At 72.6% G+C, this 12,322-nt stretch carries 11 protein-coding genes; 10 read left to right on the top strand and 1 reads right to left on the bottom strand.

Annotated elements, in window-relative coordinates; genetic code table 11:
• The first annotated feature begins 307 nt into the window (after nt 1-307).
• The 5 genes from VFZ20_RS02895 to VFZ20_RS02875 are packed head-to-tail and all read left to right on the top strand — an operon-like array spanning nt 308 to nt 4,445.
• The gene (locus tag VFZ20_RS02895; protein WP_329682320.1) at nt 308-763 is read left to right on the top strand and encodes a phage tail protein; all 456 of its coding nucleotides are present in this window, start codon (nt 308-310) and stop codon (nt 761-763) included.
• Between the two features lie 14 nt (nt 764-777).
• A complete protein-coding gene (locus VFZ20_RS02890; protein WP_329682319.1) occupies nt 778-2,547 on the top strand; it encodes a hypothetical protein in 1,770 nt (589 codons plus the stop codon).
• Nucleotides 2,544-3,047 carry a phage tail protein gene (locus VFZ20_RS02885; protein ID WP_329682318.1) on the top strand — a complete coding sequence of 168 codons (504 nt, stop codon included), beginning with the start codon at nt 2,544-2,546 and terminating at the stop codon, nt 3,045-3,047. The genes VFZ20_RS02890 and VFZ20_RS02885 overlap by 4 nt, the downstream gene beginning before the upstream one ends.
• Nucleotides 3,044-4,270 (top strand): hypothetical protein, encoded by a 1,227-nt coding sequence (locus VFZ20_RS02880; RefSeq protein ID WP_329682317.1) that lies wholly within the window; start codon nt 3,044-3,046, stop codon nt 4,268-4,270. Before VFZ20_RS02885 ends, VFZ20_RS02880 begins: the two co-directional genes overlap by 4 nt.
• Nucleotide 4,271: 1 nt before the next feature.
• Complete coding sequence (locus VFZ20_RS02875) at nt 4,272-4,445, top strand: hypothetical protein (RefSeq protein WP_329682316.1); 174 nt, start codon at nt 4,272-4,274, stop codon at nt 4,443-4,445.
• A 333-nt stretch (nt 4,446-4,778) separates the two neighbouring features.
• Here VFZ20_RS02875 and VFZ20_RS02870 read toward each other — a convergent pair whose 3' ends face one another.
• Nucleotides 4,779-5,891: a Fic family protein gene (locus tag VFZ20_RS02870; RefSeq protein WP_329682315.1), complete on the bottom strand. Its 1,113-nt coding sequence runs from the start codon at nt 5,889-5,891 to the stop codon at nt 4,779-4,781.
• A 299-nt stretch (nt 5,892-6,190) separates the two neighbouring features.
• Between VFZ20_RS02870 and VFZ20_RS02865 the strand changes: the two genes are divergently transcribed.
• The 5 genes from VFZ20_RS02865 to VFZ20_RS02845 are packed head-to-tail and all read left to right on the top strand — an operon-like array spanning nt 6,191 to nt 12,200.
• On the top strand, nt 6,191-7,279 hold the full coding sequence (locus VFZ20_RS02865) for a hypothetical protein (protein ID WP_329682314.1): 1,089 nt from the start codon (nt 6,191-6,193) through the stop codon (nt 7,277-7,279).
• A complete protein-coding gene (locus VFZ20_RS02860) occupies nt 7,276-7,974 on the top strand; it encodes a phage baseplate assembly protein V (RefSeq protein ID WP_329682313.1) in 699 nt (232 codons plus the stop codon). The genes VFZ20_RS02865 and VFZ20_RS02860 overlap by 4 nt, the downstream gene beginning before the upstream one ends.
• Entirely contained in the window at nt 7,968-9,545 is a 1,578-nt protein-coding gene (locus VFZ20_RS02855) for a hypothetical protein (RefSeq protein WP_329682312.1), read from the top strand. Before VFZ20_RS02860 ends, VFZ20_RS02855 begins: the two co-directional genes overlap by 7 nt.
• Nucleotides 9,542-9,946 carry a GPW/gp25 family protein gene (locus tag VFZ20_RS02850; RefSeq protein ID WP_329682311.1) on the top strand — a complete coding sequence of 135 codons (405 nt, stop codon included), beginning with the start codon at nt 9,542-9,544 and terminating at the stop codon, nt 9,944-9,946. The genes VFZ20_RS02855 and VFZ20_RS02850 overlap by 4 nt, the downstream gene beginning before the upstream one ends.
• A 4-nt stretch (nt 9,947-9,950) precedes the next feature.
• Nucleotides 9,951-12,200, top strand: coding sequence for a putative baseplate assembly protein (locus VFZ20_RS02845; protein WP_329682310.1), 2,250 nt, complete (start codon nt 9,951-9,953; stop codon nt 12,198-12,200).
• Nucleotides 12,201-12,322 lie beyond the last annotated feature (122 nt).

The following is a 12,322-nucleotide window of genomic DNA, read 5'->3' as shown; positions in this document are numbered from 1 at the left end:
TTCTCCCCCTCCCCCGCGAAGCGGGGGCAGGGGGCCGGGGGGAGGGGGCCCTCGGCGGGCGAGAGATACTTCGCCTTCCAGCAGGGTCCCGGCGCCCACGATGAAGTTCTCCCCTCTCCGCGAGGAACGAGCGGGGAGGGGCCGGGGGAGGGCGGGTTGCTGCCGGCGCGATCCATCCTCCACCGCACCGAAGTTCTCCCTTCCCCCATTCTGTTCATGGGGGAAGGGTCGGGGATGGGGGGCGCTCGCCCGGCCCGGACCCGTCCCCCACCGAGATGAGACCTGACCTCAACGGAGGAACCGAACGATGCCGGACCGTACGCATCCGTACAGCGCATTCAACTTCCTGGTGAACCTGAACGGTCCCGTGGGGCCCACGGAGCCGCTGGGCGGGTTCTCGGACGTCTCCGGGCTGGGCACGGAGATCACCGTGGCCGAGTACCGCAACGGCAACGACCCCGAGAACCACGTCCGCAAGGTGCCCGGCGTGCACAAGGTGAGCGACGTCACGCTCAAGCGCGGCATCGTGAGCTCCGCCGACCTGTGGGCCTGGATCGAGGACGTGCGCCGCAAGGGCGTGGCCGCCCAGCGCACCGTGGCCATCACCCTGCGCGACGAGGCCAGCCAGGCCGTGCAGACGTGGACCCTGCGCGGCGTGATCCCGCTCAAGTACACGGGCCCCACGCTGGCCGCCAAGGGCGGCGGCGACGTGGCCATGGAAGAGCTGGTGCTGAGCGCCGAGTCGCTGGTCCTGGGCGACTGACGGGCTGACCACTGATGGGCGGCCTTCGCTTCGAGACGGCGGGCGCGGTGGCGGGCAGCGCCCCCGACCGCGCCGACATCGCCTGCTTCGCGGGCTTCGTGGCACGGCGCCGGGCGCCGCGCCCGGGCCCCGGCACGCCGTACACGCCCCTGCCGGGTGCAGTGCGCGCGTGGCTGCGCGAGGCCGGGTGGCTTCGTCCGCCCGGCCCGTCGCGCCCGTTGCCGCACACGCGCACGGACGAGGACGTGGAGGCGCTGCTGGACCTGCCCGTGCCCATCGACTCGTGGGACGTCTTCGACCGCCTGTTCGCCTGGGACGCGCGGCCGTACCCCGACGCCTCCCGCCCGGACGACGGCGGCGGCGCGCCGGGCGACTTCACCCCCCGTGACCGGCCGGGCGGCACCTACCTGGGCGCGGCCGTGCGCTCGTTCTTCGCGCAGGGCGGACGGCGGTGCTACGTGATCCGCGTGGGCGACCCCTGGCCGTTCGGCGCGCCGCGCGCGGAGCGGCTGGCCGCGCTGGCGGCGCTCGTCCCCGGGCTGCGCGGCGGCTTCACGGCGTCGCCCGGCGAGCGCGGCACGTGGCGCGGCATCGCCCACCTCTACGGCCTTCCCGACGTCTCGTACCTCTCCCTGCCGGACCTGGCGGACGCCGCCGCGGCGGAGCCGGAGCCGTTGCGTCCGCTGCTCGCGCCCGCGCCGCCGCCGGAGCGGTTCCGCGAGTGCTCGGCGGACGAGCGCGTGCGTGATCCCGACGTCCGCGTGATGCCCGTGCGCGCGCCGCGCTGCGACGAGCGGGGCTACGCGCGCTGGGCGGAGGTCGTCCGCCTGGTCGCGCTCATGCTGCGCGGCCGGCTGCGCGAGGTGCAGCTCGTGGCGGCGCTGCCCATCCCGATCGACGGGCTGCGGGTGCCGGGGAGCGGCGAGACGGAGTACCTGCGCCGGGCCGTGGACATCGACCGGTATTCCGAGATGTCGGAGGAGGCGGCGTCCGCGCGGTTCCTGGCGGGCGACGCGCTGCTGCGCTTTCTCACGGAGGGCGGGTGGATGCGCGGCGTGCTGGGCGACGCGCCGGACAGCATCGCCAGCGCGTTCGTGCAGCTGGTCTATCCCTGGATCCGCACGCCGGGAAGCGCGCTGCTGCCGGAGGGGATGGAGCCGGGCGAGGGCGCCCTGGTGGGGATGCTGGCCCGCAACGCCCTGCTGCGCGGCTCCTTTCGCAGCGCGGCCGTGCTGGACGCGGGCGACGTGTGGGACGTGTTTCCGCCCATCGCCCGCGACCAGCTGGACCGCGAGCTCCGCGAGCGCTCCGGCAACAGCGGCCCGGCGCGGACGCTGGGGCAGCGTGTGAGCCTCTTCGGGCCGACGCCGCGCGGCATCCGCCTGCTGTCGGACGTGACGACGTCGCGCGACGAGGCGTACCGCCCCGCCGGCGTCAATCGGCTGATCGCGGCCGTCGTCCGCGCGGCGCGCCGGCTGGGTGAGGAGGTGACGTTCGAGGCCAGCGGCCCGTCCGCGTGGCGCCGCGTGGAAGACTCGCTCCGCGGGCTGCTCTCCGGCCTGCTGCGCGACGGCGCCCTGCGCGGCGAATCGGCCGAAGCAGCGTTCCAGGTGCGCTGCGATCGATCGACCATGACGCAGACGGACCTGGATGCGGGGCGGATGGTGGCCCGCATCGTCCTGCAGCCCGCCGCGCCCGTGGAGCAGATCACCGTCGTGCTGGGGCTGGACGAGGGCGGCGCCGTGACGCTGCTGCGCGACCCGGAGAGGGAGGCCGCCGCGTGAACACGCCCGTGGACGACGACGCCGCGCGCCAGCGGCAGGCGTACGCGCCCCTGCACGTCTTTCGCTTCCAGGTGGACTTTCGCCAGGAGGGCGGCGGCGACGTGCCCCTGTGTGGCGGCGCCTTCAGCGAGGTGACGGGGCTGGAGGCCACCATGGAGCCCAAGGTCATCAAGGAGGGCGGCCGCAACTACGGCGCGGTGCAGCGCATGGGCCAGGTGACGTTCGCCACCGTCGTCCTCAAGCGCGGGATGACGGCCAACCGCGACCTGTGGCGCTGGTTCTGGATGGTGGGGCAGGGCGCCTACGCCATCCGGCTGTACGCGCGCATCAGCATGCGCGACGCGGAGGGCAACGAGGTGCTGGCCTGGGAGCTGGACCGCGCCCTGCCCGTGAAGTTCAAGGCCGCGGACCTGAGCGGAAAGGGAAGCGACGTGGGGATCGAGGAGCTGCACATCGCCCACGAGGGGCTACGGCTGGTGTACCCGGCGGGTGCGTCATGAGCCAGGACACGGAGTTCCTGCGCGCCTGCTTCAGGATCCTCACGGGGACGCGCACGGGCGAGACCATCGACGTGCACTTCAACCCCGTGTCGCTGCAGTACGCGGTGCAGAACACCATGCAGCAGTCGGGCGGCGGCGCGCAGCAGTACGTGACGCAGAGCACCGGCAAGCTCACCATGGACCTGGTGTTCGACACGTCCATGCAGGGCACGGACGTGCGCAACACCACCATCCGCGTCGCGCGGCTCATGCAGCCGGAAAACCGCATCCCGCCCGTGGTGCGCTTTGAGTGGGGCGCGTACAAGTTCGAGGGGACGGTCGAGAGCTACAAGGAGACCATCGACTTCTTCAGCCCCAACGGCGTGCCCCTGCGCGCGTCGCTGAACCTTACGCTGGCGGCCAAGACGGAGCAGGTGTTCGCGGGCGGATCGGACAAGACGTCCGGCGTCTCGGGCAACCTGACGGCCACGGCGGTGGAGGTGCCGTCGCCGGACCTGCGCCGGGATCCGTCGCAGGAGCGCGGGGCCGGGGGATCGCAGCGCGGCAGCCCGCAGCAGGCCGCCACCCGCGCGGGAAACCCGTCGGCCGCGCGCGCCGTGGCCGCCATGAACGGCGCGGAGAGCATGCGCTTCGGCACGGGCGGAAGCCTCAACCTGGCCGCGGGCGTAAAGCTGGGCGGCCCCGCCGCGTTCGCCTCCGGCGGCGCCGGCCTGTCCCTCGGTGCATCAGCCGGGGTCGGGATTGGCGGATCGGCCGGGGCTGGAATTGGTGGATCGGCCGGGATCGGGATTGGCGGATCGGCCGGCATTGGGATCGGCGGATCGGCCGGGATCGGGATTGGCGGATCGGCCGGGATTGGGATTGGCGGATCGGCTGGGATAGGGATCGGCGGATCGGCGGGGATTGGGATCGGCGGATCGGCCGGAGTTGGGATCGGCGGATCGGCGTCGATCAGCGTGAAGGCGGGGGCGTCCGCGTCGGCAGGCGTATCGGCGTCGCAGGGGGCGTTCGCGGGGCTGAGCGTCAAGGCGAAGACGGTCTCGACGGGCGGGATGGAAGTGACGCGGCTGGTGGCCGGGGCGCCGGCGGCGCAGGTGGCCACGGAGGCGGGCGCATCGTTCGCGGTGGGTGGACGGGCGCTGGTGCAGGGCAACGCCAGCCTGCGCGCCGACGTGGGCGCGGGCGTGTCGCTCAAGGGCAAGCTTACCTGGGACGGAGGCTGAGATGGCGGTCGTCTTCGACGAGGTGGTGGGCACCGTGGAGCCCGAGCGCGGCGTCGCCGCCGAAGACACGACGTCGTCGGCCGAGAGCGGAGCCGCCGGCTGCTGCGACGTCGCCCAGATCCGGCGCGCCGTGGAGCGGATTGCCGTGCGCCGCGCGCGGTTGTTCGCGGACTAGCGGCCGATTGCGGAGGTTGAGAGGCAGTGCCGCTGCGAAGCCATAGAGAGCCAGGCCGGCGCGGCGGCCGAATAACACTGGCGTCCTTGAGGCGTCTCAAGAATGACGGGGCGGCCTGCCCTCCATGGCGGTCGCCGCGGGCCGCCATCCTTCCTCAGCCGCTCCCGAGCCCGGGCGCATCGCAAGTGGCTCCATCCCTGCAGTTTCCTCCAGCTTAAGCCCTCTTTGGGGAGTGTTGCCCCAGTTTGTGAATCACCGATGCGCATCTAGTGATTTTGTAACTCACAGAACCCGACTTGTGAGTGACTAGTTCCGTAGATGTTACTCCGTGGCTCAGAACACCACCTTGCCTTCGGCCAGGTTCAGCAGCGACGGGAACACGAGGAGACCGGCCCGTCGTCCGCTTGCCGGTACAGCCTCGCGAAGTATGCCGTTCTCGCGCAGGACCCTCACGAACCGCGTCGCCGTCGCAGCCGGAATTCCCGAGCCCTGGACGAACACCGACGTCCGGAAGATTGGATGCGCGAAGATCCAGTCGAGTGCCCGGATCGCGTACTGGGAACGAGTCGCGTCGGCGAAGGCCACCTTCATCTCTTCGTACAGACGGAACATGCCCTGGGCCTTTTCCAGGTTCTGCTCTGCCTGTGCCTGTACGGCCTCCAAAAAGAACACGCACCAGCTCGTCCAGTCGTTGCTCTCGGATACCCCCAGCAGTCGTGCGTAGTACTCCTCGCGACGGGCCTCGAAGTACGCGCTGATGTAGAACATCGGGCGGCGGATGAGCCCCTCCTGCCACATGAACAGTGGGACCAGCATGCGCCCGATCCGCCCGTTCCCGTCCAGGAACGGATGCAGGGCCTCGAACTCGGCGTGAAGAACGGCGAGCTTCACCAGCTGATCCGGCATGGGCTCGTGGGCAAACCTCTCCCATTCGCCCATCGCGCGCGGCAGTCCCGCGGCGTCGATCGGTACGAACCGGGCAGCTTCCATGGAGCAGCCGGGTGGTCCGATCCAGTTCGGCACCTGCCGGTACTCTCCCGGCGCGGACAGCCCGCCGCGCACTCCCGACATCAGCACACGATGCGCGGCGCGGACGACTCGCAGCGATAGAGGGAGAGTGCGCAGGAGCGCTTCCGCCTCACGCATGGCGGACCGGTAGTTGAGGATCTCGTGGATGTCCTCCTGTCGCGCTGGACTGGCCGCGCCCTGCCCGGCTTCAAAACCCAGGACCTCACCCATCGTGGCCTGCGTGCCCTCGATCCGCGACGAGAGCACTGCTTCCTGAGTTGTCAGCGGGGACAGCAGGACGTCTGCGTTGGGAATCGCCGCGAGCATACCGTCGTATCGCGCGACCGCGGCTGCCGACGGACCAAGGAGCGGAATAAGTACCTCCCACCGAATGTCGCGGGGAGGAAAGTTGCCGGCGTGGTACTTGACTGGTGGCATTCGGTCAGAGAGGGGTATCGGTCAGGTCGCACGCCTGCTGCCAGCGCGGTCGCACCCCGCTACGGAGCCGTTCGGATGGATCCACGAAGCTAATCGCATCGCACCCACCCGACAATCTTACCACCGCCCGTCATCTGCACCATCAAGCGAACACCCGCGCGGCGGGTTTGAGACGGGTTTGGGGCGCCGCGCCGGCATCGTTGGCGCGCTGCAACCGGACCCGTCTTTCCACGTCCATCATCCGCGCCATCGCATCCCTGTCGTGATCCGCATCGTCCACCCCCTCACGGAACCGCACCGTGCCTGAGACCGCGCTGAGCCCGCTCCCGGTCTACGCGGCGCGTCCCACCGTGCGCGTGGACGGCCGCGAGGACGAGACGCTCAACACCCTGCTCACGGCCATGGAGATGACCGAGAGCGAGGGCGGCATGTCGGCCCTGGAGCTCACGGTGCGCAACATCGCCGACACGCAGTGCGGCGACGCCGACTTTGCCTGGGAAGACGCGCGGCTGCTGGATTTCGGCAAGACCCTCACCGTCTACGCGGGCGACGAGCGCGCGCCCAGCGAGATCTTTCGCGGCGTGGTCACGGGGCTGGAGGGCGTCTTTCCCCGCGACGGCACGCCGGAGCTGGTGGTGCTGGCGGAAGATGCCCTGCAGCGTGCCCGCATGGCCCGGCGCACGACGGTGCACGAGGACGCCGACATCGCCCGGCTGGCGCGCGGCATGGCATCGGACCTGTCGCTCACGCCCGTCATCACGGGATTCGAAGGCAGCATCGGCACGCAGGTGCAGATGAACGAGAGCGACCTCGCCTTCCTGCGCCGCCTGCTGGCCGACCGCGACGGCGACCTGCAGGTCGTCGGCACGGAGCTGCACGTGAGCCCCCGCGCCGACGTCCGCCGCGGCGCCGTGAGCCTGACGATGCACGGCCAGCTGCTGGAGGCGCGCGTGCTGGCGGACCTGGGCCACCAGGTGTCGTCCGTCACCGCGACGGGGTGGGACCCGGCGCAGGGCGCGCGAATCAGCGTGCAGTCCACGGGCGCGCATCCGGGTCCCGGCCGCGGCGCCACGGGCGCGGACACGCTGCAGCGCGCCATCGGGCCCCGGGCGGAGCACGTGCGCGAGGTGGCCGTGATGACGGACGCCGAGGCCCAGGCCCTGGCCGACACCGTCTACGACCGCCGCGCGCGCCGCTTCGTGACCGTCGAAGCGACGGCGCAGGGCAACCCCGCCCTCCGCGTGGGGACGCACGTGACGCTGCAGGGGCTGGGGCCGCGCTTCAGCAACACGTTCTACGTGGTGCGCGCCACGCACCGGTTCGACATGGAGAACGGCTACCAGACGCACTTCCAGGCGGAGTGCGCGTTCCTGGGCGAGGGCGCGTGATCGGCACCCCGCTTCCCGCCGCCCCCGTGCACCGCACCTGGGGGCTCAACGCCAGCTACCTGGCCGAGGTCGTGTCCGTCCAGGACCCGGACAGCCTGGGCCGCGTGCAGGTGCGGCTGCTGGGATGGGACGGGCCGGAAGACCAGGACGCGCCCCTGTGGGCGCGCGTGGCCGTGCCCTTCGCGGGGGCGGAGCGGGGCGCGTTCCTCATCCCCGACGTGGGCGACGAGGTGCTCGTCTGCTTCGTGAACGCCGATCCGCGCATGCCCGTCGTCGTGGGCGGGCTGTGGAGCGGCAGCGCGGCGCCGCCCGACGCGTTCGCCGGCGACCGCGTGGACCGCTGGACCTTCACGGGCAAGCAGGGAACGCGCATCGCCATGGTGGAGGACTCGTCCGGGCCGACCATCAGCTTCGAGACGCCCGGCGGGGTCAAGGGCACGCTCACGGAGCAGGGCGGCGGCACGATCGAGCTGAGCGTGATGGATTCCACCGTCATCACGATGGAATCCGCCAAGGTCACCGTGCGGACGGGCGGATCGGTCAAGGTGGAGGCCAGCCAGGTGGACGTGAGCGCGGGGATGGTCAAGGTGGACGCGGCCATGAGCCAGTTCTCCGGCATCGTCAAATGCGACGTGCTGCAGACCAACACCGTCATCAGCGCCACGTACACGCCGGGGGCGGGGAACGTATGGTAAAGCCCGCCGGCCACGCGCACTTCCTCCGCGGCGTCCGCTTTTTGGGCGGCGGCGGCGCGCCGTCGCTGCTCAAGCGCCGCGACCAGGAGTTCATCCCCTCGCTCCTCCGCGAGGTACGCTCCGAGGCCGGCCGCGCCGACGCGCGCCGCACCGTGGCCGCCGACCGCGACGCGCGCTCCAGCGCCCTGCGGCTGTGGCAGCCCGTGCACCGCGTCTTTCACCTGGCCGCGCTGGAGCTGCTGTGCGACGAGCCGGGAAGCCCGCGCGCCAACCCGCGGCGCATCGAGGGCGCGGGGATGGTCATCCGCCGCCTCGTCCAGCGCCGCGACGCGAACGGCAACGTGCTGCCGGTGGACCTCAAGGCGCCGCCGGGGTCCCACGAGGTGGAGGGCTGGCTGCGCGACGGCGACGCCATCCACGGCTGGCAGCGGCTGGACGGCGGGCGCGCCACGCAGGACCCCGATCCCGCGCGGCGCCGGCCGCCCCTCCGCGCGGGGCATCCCGCCGTCACGGCCCTGCTGCGCCAGCGCGAGGTGGACTGGAACCGCTGGGGCGAGACCGTCGTCCCCCTGTTCACGGCGCCGCCGGACGCGTGCGAGGCCGCGGGCGCCACGCTGCTGTACGGCGTGCTGCCGCTGACGAGCAGCGAGCGCGCGGAGAACGCCGGCGAGGCGCCCCGCGCGGACGCGGACGGCGTGGCGGCCATGATCCCGCCGTCGCTGCGGCCGGGCACGTTCAGCCTGCCGTCCGTCGTGAAGCCCGACGAGCTGCCGGACGACGAGGCCGAGCAGGCGCGCTTCCTGGCCCGCATCGGCGACGTGTCGCTGCTGCGCGGGATCGGCGCGTTCGACGGGTCGCCGGAGGCCGAGCACCTGCTCGCGCACCTGAATGGGATCGGCGTGTGGAACGTCGGGGACCCGAAGCGACAGCAGACGCGCCGGCTGGGCGACGTGCTGAAGGCCGCCGCCGCCGTCTTCGAGCGGGACGACGCGCGCTCCATCGGCGCGGCGGCGGAGTGGACGATCCCGGCGGGCGCGTGGCAGCAGGAGCTTCGCCGGCGCGTGGAGCCGCTGGTCAACCGCCGCATCGACGAGATGACGAGCGCCGTGGGCCGCTTTGACCGGCCGGGCGCGCTGTACCAGGTGCGGGCGTTCGTCCGCGTCCGCGAATGCGAGGAGTGCCCGCCCGTGCTCGTGTGGAGCGAGCCCAGCGAGCCGTTCAGCATCGTGCCCTGGTACGAGGCCGGCGACGCGGCGCCCGTCCGCATCGCCCTGCCGGAGGCAAAGCTGAGCGAGATGGCCAAGCTCAAGCCCAACGTGGCGTTCCAGGTCCCCGCCAGCCTGCAGGACGCGCTGGCGGGGATGAAGATCAAGAAGCCGCTGGAGATCGGAAAGGGCAGCGCGGGGATCACGGTGGACTGGATCTGCGGGTTCAGCATCCCGCTCATCACGCTGTGCGCGTTCATCGTGCTGAACATCTTTCTCCAGCTGCTGAACATCATCTTCTGGTGGCTGCCGTTCATCAAGATCTGCATCCCCATCCCCCGCAAGAGCCCGTCGCCCCGACTATGACGGCGTTTACCGACATTGCCGCGCCGCCCCTGGGCTGGCCGCTGCTCCCCGTCCCGGACGCGGACGGGGCGCTGGGCTGGCCCACGCTGGAGGACAGCGTGCGGCAGCAGATCCGCGTCATCCTCAGCACGCGCCCCGGCGAGCAGCTCATGCGCCCGGAATTCGGCGCCGGACTGGAGGACTACGTCCACGAGCCGGCCACGCTGACCACGCGCCGGCAGATCCGAGACGCCGTGCACGACCACCTGCAGCGGTGGGAGCCGCGCATCGCCCTGGATCGAGTCGAAGTCTGGGAGGTGGAGGGCGAGCCGGGACGGCTGCGGGTGGAGATCGGCTACCGGCTGCGCCGCACGGGCGCCGCGCGGACACTGGGCGTGGTCCTCGAGCAGCGGGAGGGGTGAGCCGATGCCCATCCGCCCCCCCGCCCTGGACGACCGCGGCTACGAGGACCTCGTCGCCGAGCTGCTGGCGCGCGTTCCCGCGCACACGCCGGAGTGGACCAACCCGCGTCCCGGCGACCCCGGCCGCACGATGGTGGAGCTGTTCGCCTGGCTGGCGGACACCATCCTCTACCGCGCCAACCTGGTCCCCGAGCGCCAGCGCCTGGCCTTTCTGCGCCTGGTGGGCGTGCCCATGCGCCCCGCGCAGGCCGCCCGCGGCCTCGTCGTCCTCTCCGATCCGCGGGCCAAGGACGCGCCCGTGGCCGTCCCCCTGCGCGCGCTGGCGACGCTGAAGGGGCCCGTGCCGTTCGAGACGCGGCAGGAGATCACCGTCCTCCCGGTCGAGGGCGCGGCGTACCACAAGCGCGCGCTGTCGGAGACGGAGCAGGAGGAGATGGCGCCGCTGGTGGATGCCCTCCGCGACCTGTACGGCCTGGCGGAGGACGAGCACCCCGTGGCGTACGTGACGACGCCCGTCTTTGCGGCGGGCGCGCCGGACCCGGCGGGGTTCGACCTCGTGCGGCAGACGGTGGACCAGTCGCTGTGGATCGCCCTGCTGGCGCCGGGCGAGGTGAAGCCGGCGGACGTGCGGAAGATCCTCGGCGCCAGCCAGGTGCTGAACGTGGGCGTGGCGCCCGCCGTGGAGGTGCCGGGCGTGGACGAGCGCATCGGGCGCACGGCGGGGACGCCGGTGGTGTGGGAGATCAGCACGCCGCGCTGGGCGGGGGACGAGCCGGAGTACCTCGCGCTGGACGTGCTGGACGACGGCACGGGCGAGCTCACGCGGCGCGGCGTGGTGCGCCTGGCGCTGCCGGGCGAGGACGACATCGGCGCGCCGGCCAACGACGCGGGGCTGGATCCGGACGCGGGGAGCCGCGCCCGTCCGCCGCGCCTGGACAACCCGGCGGAGTCCGCGCGGTTGGTAGCGTGGCTGCGGCTGCGCCCGGCGGAGGCGCTGGAGTCGCTCCCCGTGAGCTGGGTGGGGATCAACGCCGTGGAGATCGACCAGCGGCAGACGGTCACGGGCCGCGTCGTGGGCGAGAGCGACGGATCGCCCGACCAGGCGGTGCAGCTGCCGGGGACGAGCATCGAGCGCGAGACGTTCGTGCTGGAGGTGGAGGACCCCGAGCGCGGCTACGTGCCGTGGGCGCGCGTGGAGGACCTGGCGACGGCCGGCCGCGACGACGCCGTCTACCAGCTGGACGAGGAGGCGGGCACCGTGCGCTTCGGCGACGGGATGCGGGGCATGGTTCCGCGCACGGGGATGCGCGTGCGGGTGGCGCGGATGCGGGCCGGCGGCGGCGAGGGCGGCAACCTCCCCGCGGGGACGCTCACCAAGGTGAGCGGCTACGGCCACGACGGCGCGCCCATGACGCGCCTGGCCGTCCACCAGCCGCTGGCCACGGAAGGCGGTGACGCGGCGGAGACGCTGGCCGAGGCGGAGCGCCGCATCCCCCAGCTCTTTCGCCACCGCAACCGCGCGGTCACGCCGGACGACTACCGGCACCTGGCCGCGTCGGCGCCGGGGGTGCGGGCGGGGCGGGTGGAGGTGCTGCCGCGCTTCAAGCCGCAGCAGCGCCGCGACGACGTGCCGGGTGTGGTGTCGGTGATGGTGCTGCCGCGCAAGGAGCTGCGCCAGGCGCCCAACCCGCGCCCGGACCGGCCGTTCCTGGAGCGCGTGCACGCCCACCTGGACGCCGTGCGCCCCGTGACGACGGAGCTGTACGTGATCGGCGCGGAGTACGTGCCGCTGGGGCTGGCGACGTCCATCGGGATCGCGGAGGGCGCGGGGCGCGACGCCACGATTTACGCCGTGCGCGAGGCGCTGCGGGCGTACCTGTGGCCGCTGGCGCCGGGCGGGCCGGCGGGCGAGGGATGGCCGCTGGCCCGCGGGGTGAGCGACCGCGAGCTGGAGGTGGTGATCGCGCGGGTGCCGGGCGTGGGGACGGTGCAGGGTGTGAACCTGTTCCGCCGCCAGGACGACGTGTGGCGGATGATCGCCCGCCCGGAGGCCAACGCCGAGGCGCGGCTGGTGATGGAGAAGTGGCAGCTGCCGGAGCTGCTGTCCGTCGTCGTGCTGGCGGACGGCGCCACGGTGCCCACGGAGCTGCGCGGCGTCCCCGACCCGTTCGCGGGCCGTGCGGGCGCGGGCACCGGGTCGGGCGGGCGCCCGCGCAAGGCCGTGGCCGTGCCCGTGGTGCCGGAGCTGTGCTGATCGGGCAGGAGGATCGGAGATGACGGACACGGATGGAGCGGGGAGGGGATAGATCGCGCGGATGGCGGAGCGCCCCCCTCCCCGACCCTCCCCCACAAACTGCGTGGGGGAGGGAGGTGGTT

The sequence above is a fragment of the Longimicrobium sp. genome (assembly GCF_036280135.1).
In the GTDB taxonomy this organism is placed as follows: domain Bacteria; phylum Gemmatimonadota; class Gemmatimonadetes; order Longimicrobiales; family Longimicrobiaceae; genus Longimicrobium.
Note: the sequence above shows the minus strand (reverse complement) of the source record. Positions and strands in the feature narration are given on the sequence as shown.